The organism is Geotalea daltonii FRC-32 (genome assembly GCF_000022265.1).
GTDB classification, from domain to species: Bacteria; Desulfobacterota; Desulfuromonadia; order Geobacterales; family Geobacteraceae; genus Geotalea; species Geotalea daltonii.
In genome coordinates this window covers 85,255-101,535 of sequence record NC_011979.1, presented here as the reverse complement: position 1 = coordinate 101,535, position 16,281 = coordinate 85,255, and the positions used below count along the sequence as shown (strand labels likewise).

Annotated in this window: 7 protein-coding genes; all 7 read left to right on the top strand. The window is 58.6% G+C overall.

The window, feature by feature from the left end; genetic code table 11:
• Positions 1-34: 34 nt before the first annotated feature.
• The 7 genes from GEOB_RS00375 (at position 35) to GEOB_RS00350 (ending at position 16,197) form a co-directional block, all read left to right on the top strand.
• Positions 35-3,415, top strand: coding sequence for an acyl-[ACP]--phospholipid O-acyltransferase (locus GEOB_RS00375; protein ID WP_012645181.1), 3,381 nt, complete (start codon positions 35-37; stop codon positions 3,413-3,415).
• A gap of 105 nt (positions 3,416-3,520) precedes the next feature.
• On the top strand, positions 3,521-3,667 hold the full coding sequence (locus GEOB_RS20255) for a hypothetical protein (RefSeq protein ID WP_012645180.1): 147 nt from the start codon (positions 3,521-3,523) through the stop codon (positions 3,665-3,667).
• 128 nt (positions 3,668-3,795) lie between these two features.
• The gene (locus GEOB_RS00370) at positions 3,796-5,346 is read left to right on the top strand and encodes a Fic family protein (protein WP_012645179.1); all 1,551 of its coding nucleotides are present in this window, start codon (positions 3,796-3,798) and stop codon (positions 5,344-5,346) included.
• A gap of 266 nt (positions 5,347-5,612) precedes the next feature.
• On the top strand, positions 5,613-10,115 hold the full coding sequence (locus GEOB_RS19145) for a S8 family serine peptidase (protein WP_012645178.1): 4,503 nt from the start codon (positions 5,613-5,615) through the stop codon (positions 10,113-10,115).
• A 259-nt stretch (positions 10,116-10,374) separates the two neighbouring features.
• Positions 10,375-10,551, top strand: a complete 177-nt coding sequence (locus tag GEOB_RS20015) for a hypothetical protein (protein WP_012645177.1) — start codon at positions 10,375-10,377, stop codon at positions 10,549-10,551.
• A gap of 13 nt (positions 10,552-10,564) precedes the next feature.
• A complete protein-coding gene (locus tag GEOB_RS00360; RefSeq protein ID WP_012645176.1) occupies positions 10,565-13,246 on the top strand; it encodes a DUF2339 domain-containing protein in 2,682 nt (893 codons plus the stop codon).
• Between the two features lie 41 nt (positions 13,247-13,287).
• On the top strand, positions 13,288-16,197 hold the full coding sequence (locus GEOB_RS00350) for a hypothetical protein (RefSeq protein ID WP_012645175.1): 2,910 nt from the start codon (positions 13,288-13,290) through the stop codon (positions 16,195-16,197).
• Positions 16,198-16,281 lie beyond the last annotated feature (84 nt).

The following is a 16,281-nucleotide window of genomic DNA, read 5'->3' as shown; positions in this document are numbered from 1 at the left end:
GATTCTCATTTAATTCCTCGATACGGAGACTGCCATGACTTCCCATGAAAAACACCAATCCCTGCTCTGGCTCAACACCACCCAATTTCTCGGCGCCCTGAACGACAATATCCTCAAGCTGCTCATCATCTTTTTCCTGATCGGCAGCCAGGGCGTTGCCAAGGCCGGAGTCATCACCGCCTGTGTCGGCGCTGCATTCGTCCTCCCCTTCCTCCTCTTTTCCGCGCCCGCCGGTTGCCTGGCCGACCGTCTGCACAAGTCCCGTCTGATCAAGATCATAAAGGCAATCGAGGTGGCGGTGACCCTTTTAGCGGTAGTCGCTTTTGCCTTCAAGCTTGAATGGGGGCTCTATGCCGTCGTTTTCCTCATGGCAACCCACAGTGCTTTCTTTGCACCGGCCAAATACGGCATCATCCCGGAAATAGCCTCCCGCGACGACTTGTCCCGGGTCAATGGCTTGATCGAGTCATTTACCTATCTGGCAATCATTGTCGGCACCGCCTTGGCCTCTGTCCTGGCCCAGGCGACCGGCGGACGTTTCTGGATTGCAGCGCTGGTATGCCTTGTGGTGGCCCTGGTAGGGCTGGCATCAGCCTCCCGACTTGAGACCACCCGCCAGGAGGACGCCAGCCGAAAGGTCTCCCTCTTCCCCTCTGAAATCCTGCGCACCGTGCTGGCCGTCCGCCACGACCGGGACCTGATGCTGGCGATCATCGGCCTTGCCTATTTCATGTTTGTCGGCGCCTTCGCCCAGCTCAACCTGATCAGCTACGGCATGCAGCAGCTGGGACTCTCCGAAGCGGGCAGCGGCTATCTCTTTCTTGCCGCGGCACTTGGCATCGGCGGCGGTTCACTGTTGGCGGCTAAACTCTCCGGGCGCGACGTGGAATTCGGCATCGTCCCCATCGGCGCCATCGGCCTGACTGCCTCGGCCATTCTGCTCCATACCGTCCCTTCCACCATCGCCTCCTGCGTTTTCATCCTCGTGCTTTTCGGCATCAGCGCCGGGCTGTTCAGCCTGCCGCTGCAGACCTTCATCCAGTTCCGGGCCGAGCCGGACAAGAGGGGGGAAGTACTGGCCGCCTCCAGCTTCATCAACTGGGTCGGCATCCTCCTCGCCTCCGCCCTCACCTGGCTCTTCAGTGGTCCGTTGCAGCTTTCCGCGGCCCAGGGCTTCAGCGTTATCGGCATCATGACCCTGGCGCTGACCATCATCACCCTCTGGCTCCTCCCCGACTTCCTGCTCCGCTTCATGGGTCTGGTCACCATGCGCATTTTTTACCGACTGCGTATTATCGGCGCTGAAAACCTCCCGGTGGAAGGACCGGCGCTGCTCATACCCAATCACGTCACCTGGGTGGATGCCCTGTTGCTCTCCGCCACCTGCCAGCGGCGCATCCGCTTCGTCATGGAACGGCGCATCTACAACACTCCCCTGTTGCGCTGGCTGTTCCGGATGATGGGGGTGATTCCGGTCTCCTCGAAAGACGGCAGGAAGGAGATGGTGGAGTTCATCAAGAGGGCGCGCACCGCCCTTGACGACGGCTACATGGTCTGCATCTTCGCCGAAGGTGCGTTGACCAGGAACGGCATGCTGCGTGAGTTCCGCGGCGGTTTCGAGCGGATTGTCAAGGACAGCGGCTATCCGGTGATCCCGGTTTACATAGGCGGCGCCTGGGGAAGCATCCTCAGTTACGCCCACGGTAAGCTGCTCTCCCGTCCGCCGGCCCTGGCACCCTATCAGGTCTCGATCCTCTTCGGCACCCCCATGCCCGCAACCAGCACCGCCCTTGAGGTACGACAGGCGGTCATGGAGCTTTCCTGCGACTATTTCAATTCCCGCAAGGCCGAACGCAAGCCACTGGCCGAGTACTTCGTCCTTGCCGCCAAGCAGAACTGGAAACGGCATGCCGTTTCGGATACCTCCGGCAAAGAGCTCAGCTACGGCGAGACCCTGGCAGGTGCCCTGGCCCTGGCAGGCAAGCTTGATAAATGCATCGGCGAGGCAGAATACGTGGGGCTGCTGCTGCCGCCATCGGCCGGCGGAGCGCTGGCCAACCTGGCCCTCTCCCTGCTGGGGCGGGTGCCGGTCAATCTCAACTACACCGCCGCCGAAGCATCCCTCAGGTCGGCCATCGCCCAGTGCGGCATCACCACCATCGTCACCTCCCGAGCATTCCTGGAAAAGCTCCCCACGCTGCCGCAAGTGGAAGGCATGCTCTTTCTCGATGATATCGCCCCCACCATCTCCAAGGGTGAAAAGCTGCAGGCCTTGATCCGCGGCCGGCTGCTGCCCCCTCGCCTGCTCTGCAACCGCCAAGGCTTCCATGCCGACCGGACCGCCACCGTCATCTTCTCCTCCGGCAGCACCGGCGAGCCAAAGGGGGTCATGCTCAGCCACCACAACATCATGTCCAACATCGAGGCACTGCGCATGGTCTTTCGCGTCAACCTCAACGACAATATCTGCTCGGCCCTCCCCTTCTTCCACTCCCTGGGCTTCACCGGCACCCTATGGCTGCCGCTCCTCAGCGGCTTTTCCGCCGCCTACCATCCCAATCCCATGGATGGTGAAAAGATCGCCCAGGTGGTCCGGGAACACCGCTCATCCCTGCTCATCGCCACCCCCACCTTTCTCCTCGCTTACTTACGCCGGGCAAAGAAAGAGGATTTTGCCTCCCTGCGCCTGGTCATTACCGGCGCTGAGAAATTGAAAGCCAAGGTGGCCGATTCCTTCGAAGAGCGCTTCGGCATCCGTCCTTTGGAGGGATATGGGGCAACGGAGCTCTCCCCGGTCATCACCCTCAGCCTCCCCGATGTGAAGATAGACGGCGTTGCCCAGCATGGCTCCAAGGAGGGGAGCGTCGGCCATCCCATCCCCGGTGTCGCCATCCGCGTAGTCGATCCGGACAGCGGGACTGCCTTGAAGCCGGGCGAGCCGGGACTGATCCTGGTCAAGGGGCCAAATGTCATGCACGGCTACCTTGGACAGCCGGACAAGACTGCCCAGGTGGTGAAGGACGGCTGGTACGTCACCGGCGACATCGGCATCATGGACGATGACGGCTTCATCCGCATCACCGACCGCATGAGCCGCTTCAGCAAAATTGGCGGCGAGATGGTCCCCCACGGCGTGGTGGAGGATGAGCTGCACGGCCGCCTCGGGCAGACCCAGGTGCTGGCGGTAACCGCCGTGCCAGACGAAAAGAAGGGGGAGAAACTGGTAGTGGTCTATGCCAAGGATGCGGCTGACGGGGAAACCCTGCACCGGCTGCTGGCCGAAAGCAACATTCCCAACCTGTGGAAACCGGGGCGTGATTGCTATGTGGCGGTGGAGGACCTGCCCATGCTGGGTAGCGGTAAGCTGGATCTGAAGGGGTTGAAGGAGATAGCGCTGACGGCGCTGGGTGGCTAAAAGTTGGGTATTTATGGGTAAATTTGTGTTTGCACCGGAATACAGGCTGAGACTCAATTTCTTGCAAATCCACGATAAAGTGAATCCGCAAGAAGCTGGCTATCTATGCGTAAACTAAAGAGCGGCAACACCGATATTTGCAATCAGACGACCGGAGTGGTGCTGTATGACGGTGAAACGACAGTCCAAAGGGATAAGGAGGTAGCAATTGGCTGTCAAGGCTCCGCCGCCACTGAGCATCATTTCATATAATTGGCATGTCATCAAACCATATTTTTATCTTTACATGAAATCATATTTTTATTACAACATGTATCCATATTTTTTGATAATATTTTCTTTATCTCAAGTATGCAAACCGGAAAGACCCCGAGGAACAAGTGAAAGTAAGTCCTGCACAACGACAACTCGCTGAAGCGCTTAAGGCGTTAAAGAAGCTGCAAGATTCGGGCAAAACTGTCATCAAAACAGGTGATTTAACGCGGTTGCAACGGGAAGCACTCCTCAAAAACGGTTTCTTGAGGCAGATAATTAGAGGGTGGTATATGCCTTCTCGTCCGGATGAAGATCCGGGAGATACAACATCATGGTATGCAGTTGCGAAAGACTTCATCAGGGAGTACTGCGATGACCGATTTGGAGATAAATGGCATGCTTCCCCTGAATACTCAATATTGTTACACGCAGGAAATACCATAACTCCCAATCAGGTAACCATTTATTCGCCTAAAGCCACCAATGGCGTGATCCAGTTACCAGCAGGATGTTCGATACTTGATTACCGTAAAAACGAGGAATGGCCTGAGCAGAGGAAGCAGATAATTGGCGGCATTCGTGTAATGCCACTTACCCTCGCACTCATCCGTGTATCTGAAGCGTTTTTTAAAAATTTCCCACGGGATGCCCAAATCGCTCTACATCAGCTTGACCCATCGGAGCTATTTGGTGATCTTTTGGAGGGGGGACATAGCTCTATAGCCGGCCGTCTCGCAGGAGCTCTCCGCGTAATAGGGAGAGAAGAATCAGGAGAAGAGCTAATAAATACATTACGTGCTGCAGGATATACAGTTGCAGAAACCAACCCATTTTCAGTTGTCACTCCTGAGCTGAAGTTTGAAAGAGCTCAATCTCCCTATGTGCTTCGAATACGCTTAATGTGGAAAGAAATGCGCGATACTGTTTTAACCACTTTCCCTAAAGAGCCAGGCCCTCCTGCAAGCATCGAGAAGTTCATGGAAAATCTAGAGATCATATATAAGAATGATGCGTATCATTCACTCTCCATCGAAGGGTATCGCGTCTCCGATGACCTTATACTTCGGGTTGCAAATGGCGACTGGAGACCTGAGGTCAATGCCTCCGATTCGGAAGCTAAAAACGCTATGGCTGCTCGGGGATACTGGCTTGCGCACAATGAGGTCAAAGAAACAATAAGAAAAATATTTTCTGGTGTTAATCCAGGTGAAGCCTACCGGGTGGATCACGCCACATGGTATCGAAAGCTATGGGAACCCAGTGTCACAGCCGGGTTACTTCGGCCGGCGGATTTGGCAGGATATAGAAATTATCCGGTTTATATAAAGAATGCGGCGCATGTACCTCCTTCCAAAGAAGCTGTGCGGGAGATGATGCCCGAACTTTGCGACCTGCTGAAATCTGAAGCAAGTGCCGCGGTTCGTGCAGTTCTAGGTCACTTTATTTTCGTTTATATCCATCCTTACATGGACGGAAATGGTAGGCTTGGCCGGTTCTTGATGAATGTGATGTTTGCATCCGGAGGCTTCCCATGGACAGTACTAAATGTGGAAAGACGAAAGGAATATATGACTGCTCTCGATGCAGCTACTTCTCGTGGTGATTTAAAACCGTTCGCCCAGTTCATCTACGAATCAATGACGGAAAGTGCCAATCTGCCTGGGTTGAAGAGATAGTACACCCCACCTTACCTCACAATTAAAGAATTATTTACATTTTATGACTGGTACATATACAATAAATGCACAACAGATCCTTCAGCTTCCCCTCCCTACTTCCAACTCGAGGCACTCGGATGTGAACCGGACCCTGAGAATAGGGAAGATTGCTGGCGAAATCGCCGTGGCTGATACAGCGAATAAGATTTATGCCCCCTCCACCTGGCAGCCTTGCCCCGTTAAATAGCCCAGATATTTCATTATCTTCACTGTAAGGAGATGACATGCGCCCCGATAGCATTCTTCCTCAAGTCTTTTTCGTAGCAGCCATTGTTGCCTCCTTCATTGCTTTTCCCGCCACAAGCTCTGCTTTAACTCTGGAGGATGCTCCCGTGCAGGCAACACGGGGGAGGGCCCCCTTCCTGCTCTTCCCCGACAACCAGCCAAGACAGGACCATCTGCAGGGTGAGCTGATATTGAAGTTCAGGGATGACGCATCGGTCGGTGCGGTCGCCGCCGACCTGGTGAAGGGGGGACAGCCGTTCGCCCCCGTCACCGGGGACGGCAACCTGGATAGGCTAAACAGTCGGTACAAGGTAAAGGCCATGCACAGGGTCTTTGGCGAGGCCCCCGCGTTAAACGCTTCCGGACGGATGGATGCAGGGGCGGCGGAACTCCGGCACCGCCGGCAACGGGAGAAGTTCAGGAAGGACGTTGCGGCACTTCGGGAAGAGCGGCTGAAAAAGAAGGGATTGCCGCCGGGTGCTCCTGGCCCTGACCTTCCCTACCTGGGCTCCATATATCGTGTCGAGGTCGACCCTGAGACGGACGTGAACGTGGCGTGCGCCGCCTATTCCCGTGATCCGAGCATCGCCTACTGCCAACCGAACTTCCGAATGGAAGCCCAATGGATCCCCAACGATCCTTTCTATGCCTCATTCAGCAGCTGGGGGCAGGGATATGACGATCTCTGGGGACTGAAGAAGATGCAGATGGCCGATGCGTGGGATGTGACCAAGGGAGCGGGGATCGTCGTCGCCGTCGTTGATTCAGGGGTCGATTACAACCATGTGGACCTGGCAACGAACATCTGGACCAACAGCAGAGAAATCCCGGGCAACGGCATCGACGACGACGGCAACGGCTATGTGGACGACGTGCGTGGGTGGGACTTTTATAACAACGACAACGATCCCATGGACGGCCACGGTCACGGTACCCACGTTTCTGGGACGATCGCCGCGGTGGGGGACAACAATACGGGGATCGTAGGTGTGGCACCGCTGGCAAAGATCATGGCGGTAAAGGGGTTGAGCGACACGGGGAGCGGTAGTTCCGCAGGGCTTGCCGCGGCAATCAAATACGCGGCGTATAACGGGGCCGAGGTCATCAACAACAGCTGGGGGTGCAGCAGTCCGTGCAGCTCCAATGCCGTTGCCGAGGATGCAGTGGCCTACGCCCGGGGTCTCGGCGCCGTCGTCGTCTTTGCCGCCGGAAACAGCCAGGCAGATGTCACCCTCTACTCGCCGCAGAACCAGTCGAACAACGTGATTACCGTCGCGGCGAGCTCCGAAGTGGATTCGCGGAGCTATTTCAGCAACCTTGGCCCTCTCATTGACGTGGCGGCGCCGGGAGGCGGCAGCGACGATACTTCCTCAAACCGTATCGGGCGAAACATCCTTTCCCTCAGGGCAGGTTCCACCGACCTGTATAAGGACGGGCTCTGCATCGTCGACACGTACTATTACCGCGCCAGGGGCACCTCCATGGCGGCCCCCAACGCTTCGGGTGTCGCTGCCCTTGTGCTGGCGGCGCATCCGACCTTCACCCCCGACGATGTTTCACAGGCACTGCGGGTATCTGCTGACGATATGGAATCCACAGGCTTTGACCTGTTGAGCGGCACAGGACGCCTGAACGCGAAAAAAGCGGTGGCGGTCACCTCGGTGCCGCGGGTGCGGATCACCTCACCGATGAAGTCGGTCAACGTAACCAAGCCGGGAACCGTCACCGTACAAGGAGACGCCTACGGCACGAAGTTCGCCGGGTATCGTCTCTTCTACGCCCCCATCGACAAGGTCCTCGGGCAGACCCCGTACACCCCCACCGTTGGCTCATGGCAGCCCCTCGGATCGGAATCCACCGAGGCGGTAACGGAAGGCGTACTGGCCACCTTCAGCACGGAGCTGTTCCAGGCAGGGAAGAGTTACCTCCTCAAGCTCGAAGTGACGACTACGGATAATGAGGTGTTCACCGACGTGAAGGAGATCCTCTTTTTCAAGGAGGACCCGAAGTTTTACATCCTGGCGACGGGTCAGCTCGGCAAGAGGGGTCCTCAGTCGGAGGGGGACAGGTTCTCCTGGATCGAAACGGAACCGCAGCAGCAGGAGAGCGGCACGAAGCGCGACATCGGCAAGGTGTACGACGGGGCCACGAACAGGCTCATCACCATCTACCCCGACCCGACGAAGACAGGGGCGTGGATCGATCAAATTTTCCTCACCGGGGGCAAGATCGTCTGGTACGAAACGAATTACAGCTACGGCAAGACGAGTGTGGGATCCATCTCCCCCACAGGGGAACTGGTCGTGGAGGATTCTTTTTTCTACCCGATCCTTTCCTATGATAACGGCAAGATTCTCCTCAACCAGGGGCGCGCCGCATTCTATGGATTGCTGGTCTACGTCTACGATGTGAACACTCACACCCTGTCCCAGGAATACGCCATGCCCCAGGGAGATCCTTCCCAGTCGGGGGTGTACCTGAAGGACAACAGCGTGGTCACCAACATGTGGTATCCGGGAGGAAGCAACAACGACGTCACCATCAACCTCACCGACCTGGGCACAGGGGTCAACGAGGTGGTGAAGACTGTCGTTGGGGGAGGTGCCGGATCGGTGAGACAGGCCCTTAATGGTTCAGGGGTGGTGGTCTGGACCGAGGAGAACGAATTTAACCTCACGTACCCGATGTATGTCTTCAACAAGATCACGAAGCAGGAGACCCACGTTACCGATGCGTCCCATCCATACTCATATGCCACTGACGGGACGAGCATCATTTTCAGCGCCTTCGGCTCCGAGACCGGGGAGACCAAATTAAATCTCTACTCCTACGACATTGCTACCGCCACCACCTCGTTCTACGCGAGCAACTACGTCGCCGGGGCGACCAACAATATGTGGCCGAGCTTTGGGACAAGACATGTCCAGTGGTGGGCGGACCCGCTCGTCATGGTGCGCAACGACGTTCCCACAGTCGGAGGGGTGAGCGATACGGCGGTCGCACTGAACTCCCTCTTTTCGCTGACGATGACCGCCGCCGATCCCGAAGGGGACAAAGTGGATATTTCAGCCGTCGGGGGGACCTGGCCCGACGCCGCAACAGCACTTCCCGAAGGGGCCACATTTACCGACAACGGCAACGGGACCGGCACCCTGCACTGGACCCCCACGACCCTCGGGAATTACACCATCTCCTTCCTGGCCCGCGATTTTAGCGGCCGTAAGGAGGGGAGCTGGAACGCAGTTAAAACCGCCAGCTTTATGGTTTATGATGCGAACGAGCCGTCACAGCCCCTTGGAGTTACCGTGGTCGGCAACGGCACCGTCAATTCCTCACCCTCCCCCGACCTAAATTGTTCCGGCGGCACCTGCAGCCAGTCGTATACCCGCAACACCGTTGTAACCCTGACCGCCTCCCCCGGCACTGACTCCGGCTTCGGCGGCTGGACCGGTGCCTGCAGCGGTTTTGGAGCATGTTCGGTAACGATGGACCAACCGCGCATGGTTACCGCCACCTTCATTCCTTCGTATATCCTGAGCGTCACCATATGGGGGAACGGCAGCGTGCACTCCTCGCCTGGACCCGACATTGCCTGCTCAATCGGCACCTGCAGTCAGACATTCAATAGCGTCACCACCGTCACCCTCAGTGCCACCCCCGCCCCCGGTTACGCCTTTACCGGCTGGTCGGGTGCCTGCAGCGGCGGCGGCTCCTGCGTAATAACGACAAACCAGTTATGCGCCGTCACCGCGACCTTTGTCCCCACATATTCGCTGGACGTAACAATTTCCGGCAGCGGCACCGTCCATTCCACGCCAACCCCTGACATCAACTGCTCTACCGGGACGTGCAGCGGAACGTACAACAGCGGCACGACCGTCACCCTCTCTGCGACCCCCGCCAAGGGTTTCGCTTTCACCGGCTGGTCAGGTGCCTGCAGCGGCACGGGCAGCTGTACCGTCGTCATGGATGCGGTAAAGAATGCTACAGCGACCTTCACCAGGACGAGCGCCGTACTGAGCCTCAACTTCCCCCTCACGATTGGCAATGTCCATTCTTCGCCCTCCCCCGACATCTCCTGCACCTCCGGCGGCTGTACTCAGACATACGGCGTAGACACCGTAGTAACCCTCACCGCCTCTCCCGGCGCCACCTCCTACTTCGGTTTTTGGAGCGGCGCCTGCAGCAGCAACGGCACCACCTGCACGCTCACAATGAGCGAAGACCGTTCGGTCAATGCCTACTATTACGGATGCGGGTCGATGGTATCCTCCGCGTGCTACGCATATATCCAGGAAGCCCTTACCGACTCACCGGACGGGAGCATCATCAAGGCACGGGATCTCAACCTCGGCCAGTCGCTGGTAATGGACAGGCCCGTTTCCCTCACCTTGCAGGGGGGGTATGATTCATCCTTCACTACGCTTACAGGAACGGCAATCATCCCGGTGTTGACCATCAAGAGCGGGACACTAACCGTCAGTGACATTACGCTGAAGTAGTGGATAGAAAACGCCAGTGGTCCCTGGCGGGGAAAAAGAAAATGGTTCCCCGCCCACCTCACCTCTTGTCATTGATAATTAGCCTACATTTTATGATGGGATACATACAAAAAATGCACATCATGTTCATCAGCTCCCTATCAATAGCCCCACCACCAATCAAATAAGAAAAGGAAAAACGGATAGTTAGCAGAACCAGAAAGCTTGGCACCCTCCCTGCTATGTACCTTTCATCAAGTGCATCACAGGGAGGTAACCCATGAAATCATTACTCGTCCATATCGCCGTCGCTGTTCTCCCATTCTTAGCCCTGGTTTTTTCCACCACCCTCTTTTACACGCTGCATCGGCGAAGGCTGGCCCATCGGCCCCTGTCGTACCATCGCATCCGCAGAGCCATGGAGCGGGCTTTGGGAACCGGCGTCATGCTGCGCTAGGGAGGAGCATTTTATGCCTACGCTTTTCTATGTATTAATCGGCGCAGTAATTGGTGGGGCCACGGACCGTTTTCCCGGCGCTATCTTCGGTGCATGTGTTGGGTGGCTAATGGGGAGCCTGACAGAGCTGCGGGAGAAGTTTGCGGCCCTGGAAAAGGAGGTAGGCTGGCTGCGCCGCAAGCTAGCAGAGCATACACAGCGCCAGGAAAAGGTAACGGCCGAGGCAACCATGCCCATGGCAGCGGCACCCGGTTTTGAACCGGCTCAGGCAAAGGCCTCCCCACCCGTCAAGGGCCCTGTACCCGCTGCGCAAACAGTCCAGAAACCTGCACCTGCCGTGCATCCGCCCCGGCCGGTGTATGTCGCCGAGACGCCACCTGAACCATCCCCGATCATGGACGCCATCACCAACTTTTTTACCGGTGGCAACCTGCTGGTGAAGTTGGGGATTGTGATACTCTTTTTCGGCGTCTCCTTTCTGGTCAAATATGCCGCAGCCCATGGCCACTTCCCCATCGAGTTGCGCCTCGTACTGACCGCCATGGGGGGCCTGGCACTTCTCGGCACCGGCTGGCGGTTGCGCGACCGTCGCGCTGAGTATGCCCTGGCACTACAAGGTGGCGGGATCGGCATTCTCTTCCTGACCACCTACGCTGCCTTCCGTCTCTTCGCCTTGCTTTCGCCCACCGCCTCCTTCATCTTGCTGGTGGCAATCTCCGGCCTCTGCGGCACCCTGGCCGTTGTGCAGAGTTCCCGCACCCTGGCCCTGTTCGGCATCTCGGGTGGCTTCATCGCGCCGCTCCTGGCGTCCATCGGCACCGGTAGCCCCGCCTTTCTCTTCGGCTATTATGCCGTGCTCAACGCCATTATTGTCGGCATCGCCTGGTATCGCTCGTGGCGCCCCCTAAATCTGGCAGGCTTCGCCTATACATTTGTTCTGGGCACCATCTGGGGGGTCCAGTTCTATCATCCCGCCCATTTCACCACGGTAGAGCCGTTCCTCATCCTCTTCTTCCTCATCTATGTGGGGATTGCCGTTCTCTTCGCCTTCCGCCAGCCACCGGAGCTCAAGGGGATCGTCGACGGCACCCTTGTCTTCGGCACCCCCATCGCCGCCTTTGCTCTGCAGGCGGGGTTGGTGGAAAATTTCCGCTACGGGCTCGCCTGGAGCGCCTTAGCAGCAGGGATGCTTTATCTGGTTCTGTACCTGTTCTTGAGCGATGACCGCCTGCGGACCCTTGCCGATGCCTTCCTCACCTTCGGGGCCGTCTTCCTCACCCTTGCCGTGCCCCTCGCCTTTGACGGTCGCTGGACCTCGGCAGCCTGGGCCGTGGAGGGAGCGGCCCTGATCTGGGTCGGGTTCCGCCAGAAGCGTCAGTTGGCTCGGGCACTGGGTATCATCCTCCAGTTTGCCGGCGGTATCGCCTTTATCGCCGATCTCCCTTCATCCACAGGTTACCTGCCCATACTGAACGGCCTGTACCTGGGCGGCATCCTGATCAGCATGGCAGGGCTCCTGAGCTCCTGGACCATCCGGCAGCACCAGCGGCAGGCAGCGGCCTGGGAGCAGCCCCTCGGACACCTGCTGACCGCGTGGGGGCTCATCTGGTGGTTCGCCGGCGGTCTGCACGAGATTCATCTTCACACTGCAGCCGATCTCGCCTATGGCTTCAGCCTGGTCTTCGTCACCGCCTCCTGCCTGGCCTGTCATCTCCTGCAGCGCCGCCTGTCCTGGCAGGACCTGAGTTACCCGCCCCTCTTGCTCCTGCCAGCCATGGTCTGTTTCCTCCTGCCCGACCTGCCGCGTCATCCATTGGCTCACGGCGGCTGGTTTGCCTGGCCGGCAGCCTTTGCCGCCCATTGGTGGCTCCTTTACCAGCAAGAGGATGAATTGCAGCCGATTAACCGCACCCTTCTCCACGGCGGTGCCGTCTGGTTGGCCGCTTACCTGGCAACCTGGGAACTGGGCTGGCAGGTGCACTTCTTCTTCGGCAAAACCGGCAGCTGGCTCACCATCAGCCGGGGTATCGTTGTCATCATCATGCTCGCTGGCATTACCTCTGGCAAAAGGTCTGTCTGGCCTTTGCGAAAACATGAAGAACTGTACCTGGGCATCGTGGCCTTGCCCCTGGCAGTAGTATCCCTCTGTTGGGCAGTGATTGTGTCACTGGGATGCAGTGGTGATCCGTGGCCCTTCCCCTGGCTGCCGATTCTTAACCCCCTCGACCTGGCTATAGTTACTACCTTTACCACCCTCTTATTGTGGATCAAGCGTCTGCTGCAGCTACCCCACCTGGCCGAACTCGTGGACGGCAACCGCACGGTGCTGACCGCTGCAGGCTCCTTGACCATCTTTATCTGGCTCAATTCGATCCTTGCCCGGGCGCTGCACCACTGGCGCGGCATCCCCTTTACCCCAGAGGCACTGCTGCATTCGGGACTGGCCCAGACCGCTTTTGCCATCTTCTGGAGCCTGTTGGCCCTCTGCACCATGGTCACGGCCACACGACGCGGACTGCGTGCAGCCTGGCTGGCGGGGGCAGCACTCCTCGGCATGGCCGTCCTGAAACTGTTCCTGGTGGACCTGGCCGGGCATGGCACCGTGGAACGGATCGTCTCCTTCGTCGCCGTCGGACTCCTTCTTCTGGTCATCGGCTGGTTTTCGCCGGTGCCGCCACATCGTGAGGAACATTAGGCTCAAGAATGAAAAAAGGATCTGCGTCAGGAGGTACTATTATGAAAAGAATCACCCTGTTACTGATTATCCCCATTGTTGTCGGCTTTTCCCTTGCGGCGGTGGCGGCAATCGGTGTCGCCACGGTCCCGACGAAGCCCGTCATCCCGGAGGTTCATCGGAGTGGCGATGACGGCTATTTCCGCCTCCAGGTCCCGCTGCCGAAGGATACCCCGGCCGGTCCCATGGGGCTGGGGGTAACGGTGGAGTCGGGGGACTGCTGGCTGGTTGCGGCCCAGGCTCAGTATGAGAATAAGCCGCCAGCCGACCGGGATGATGACGCGGAGGATTCGCCAGCGGAGAGCGCTACCGAGCGGACCTTTACCGTTACCGGCCGGTACGACCATGGCGGCCCGATCCGGCTCACCATCACCGCCCGCACAGCCGGCGAATCGCACCGGCCTCTGGTGAAGCTGTCCTTCCAGCTCCCGGACGCACCCCAGGAAAATCCTGAAGTGCGCCGGGCATGGGCCCAGCAACAGCAGATAAGCCTCGCCCTGGCCGATCCCCACGGGGAGGATTCCTTCAGCCACTACTGGAACCTGGCCATCGCCCCGCGCTACGGCCTGCCACCAAATCTAAACGAAGCGACAGCACGTTTCCGGCGGGAGCCGCCTGACCTATACAGCGTCTTTACCGGCGCCGCCGCTATCCAGGAGTCGTTGCAGCTGGAACTGCTGGGCACCGGCCCTGAGAGCCCGGCACAGCGGAACGCAATCCTCAAGACTGAAGCGGCACCTGAGGCAGAGCTGCCGCTCTCCAGCCTGAGCGGCCCGACGATCAAGTCCCATCCCTTCCAGGATATGCTGCAGGGTCGCAATCCCCAGCTGCCTCCCTTGGCGGCGGCCATTCCCCAAGACCACTACGCAGTCTTCTTTGCCGACATCAACAAAGAGATTGAGCTGGCCGACCTCTTGGACGAATGGGGGGGCAATCTGCTGCACCAGGTCGAGACAAGCGCCAGGGACTTCCAGGTGCGCCGGAAGGTAAGCAGCCAGCTCTGCCTGGAAAACAGCCAACTCACCCGCTGGTTCGGCGACCGGGTCGTGGCGGATATGGCCTTTACCGGCAGCGATCCCTTTCTCAAGGAGGGGACCGCTTTCACGGTGCTGTTTTCCCTGAAGGACCGGGACCGGTTCCGCAAGCAGCTGGATAAGCATTATGCCGAGGCAGTCGCCAAGCGAGGCGCAGTTCGCTCCCCGTTCGCCATCGGCGGCCACCGTGGCGTCGCCGTTGTATCCCCCGACAGGCGGGTCTCCTCCTGTGCCTTGATCGTCGGCAACACCGCCATTGTCTCCACCAGTAAGAAAGAGATCGAAAAAATCGCTGCCGTCCTGGCCGGGCGGCTCCCCTCCCTGGCCCAGGCCGAAGATTTCCGCTACATGCGCACCATCTTCCCCCAAAACGCCAAGGACGAAGACATCTTCATCTACCTGTCCGATGCCCATATCAGGAATCTGGTCGGTCCCCGCTCCAAGATCGTAGAGGCCAGGCGTATGCGCTGCAGCGGCAATATGGCGCTGATCGCCAATGCCCGTCTCTGGTTCAAGGCCGAGAAACGTCGCGAGCCAACCATGAAGGAGCTCGTGGATGGCGGTTACCTGGGTGAGCATCCCACCATCTGTCCGGATCATGGCGACTACGACATCGATGGTCATGGCGAGCCGCACTGTTCGCTCCATAACCGCCAGGGGGTACTCACCCCGGTCGACGAACTCCCGCTGGTGTCGGTCACCCCCCTGGAGGCTGCCCGCTACAAGGCATTCGTCGAAAACTATAACCGCTACTGGACCCGCTTCTTCGATCCGATCGGCATTCGAGTGAAGATGGGCAAGGACATCCGCATTCAGACCTGCATCCTGCCGCTGATCGAGAACTCCTGGTACGATGGCCTGGCCGCTTTCTCCGGTCGCTCTCCCGGCACGCTGACCGAGAGCATGGTCCTGCCGCGCACCATCCTGTCGCTGCGGGGTCACATGTCAACAGAGTGGCTGAATGGCCTCACGCCGCTCCATGAGCTGTCCAAGCGGGGCAATCTCCCCACGGGCTGGCTGGGGGACGAAATTTCCCTCAATCTCTGCGACGGCCAGGTGCTCTTTTCCGCGGGGCACAACGCCCTGGGGCTCATGGGGCAGGAGATGGGGCGGTCATCCCTGGAACCTCTGGTCATCGGCTATCTGGGCTCGGCCCTCAATCTCCCCACCTACATGTCAGTAAAAGTCACTGACTCCCAAAAGGCAGCGCGCGCCATTCCCCAACTGTTTCGGGCACTCGGCCCCCGCCATAGCCGCAGTGATGATTTGGGCGTCGAAACCTACAGTATCGAGGACCATCGTGGTAAACCGCTTTATGTGGCCGCGTTCAACCTGTGGGTCATAAAGCTGAGGCTCTACTCCGCCGTGGTGGACGATCGACTGGTGATCGCCTCGCGGCGCGACATCGTTACTGAGCTGATGGATGCTGGAGCCAAAGGAAGTGCGAAGAAAGTGGTCAAACAGGAAGGGAACATGGAGATGTCGGTCTACCGTTCCGCATTCAAACAATTGGAGGAGACCGTCAGCCTGGGATGGCAGGAGGATCTGCGCCATGCCTGCCAGAAGAACCTGCCCCTGGCATCCATCCTGCTCAAGACCATCGGCGTGCCGGCCGAGGGCCTTGAATCGACCGTGACCGGACTGCGCGGCTACCAGCCCTACTGCCCGTCAGGCGGGCGCTACATGATCGATGACATGAGCGGCTCCGTGACCTGCACGGTCCACGGCAACGTCTGGCAACCCAAGCAGCCTGCCGCCGGCAACCGGTCGTCGAAGACACTTTCCCTGGTCAACTCCCTGGAGAGGGTCAACGCCCGCCTGGCTTTCACACCGGAAGGACTGATGACCACGGTCGATATCAGAAGGAAAGGAAAATGAAAAAGATTTTACTGAGGTTTTTTTCGCAACGGCCGGAAAAAACGGTGGCACTCCGCACGGCTCTTATGATACATGAAGGTACCC

What these genes read in the sequence shown, in the direction of transcription:
- GEOB_RS00375 (WP_012645181.1), top strand. Translation starts at nt 35, where the DNA reads ATGACTTCCCATGAAAAACACCAATCCCTGCTCTGGCTCAACACCACC.
- GEOB_RS20255 (WP_012645180.1), top strand. Translation starts at nt 3,521, where the DNA reads ATGCGTAAACTAAAGAGCGGCAACACCGATATTTGCAATCAGACGACC.
- GEOB_RS19145 (WP_012645178.1), top strand. Translation starts at nt 5,613, where the DNA reads ATGCGCCCCGATAGCATTCTTCCTCAAGTCTTTTTCGTAGCAGCCATT.
- GEOB_RS20015 (WP_012645177.1), top strand. Translation starts at nt 10,375, where the DNA reads ATGAAATCATTACTCGTCCATATCGCCGTCGCTGTTCTCCCATTCTTA.
- GEOB_RS00360 (WP_012645176.1), top strand. Translation starts at nt 10,565, where the DNA reads ATGCCTACGCTTTTCTATGTATTAATCGGCGCAGTAATTGGTGGGGCC.
- GEOB_RS00350 (WP_012645175.1), top strand. Translation starts at nt 13,288, where the DNA reads ATGAAAAGAATCACCCTGTTACTGATTATCCCCATTGTTGTCGGCTTT.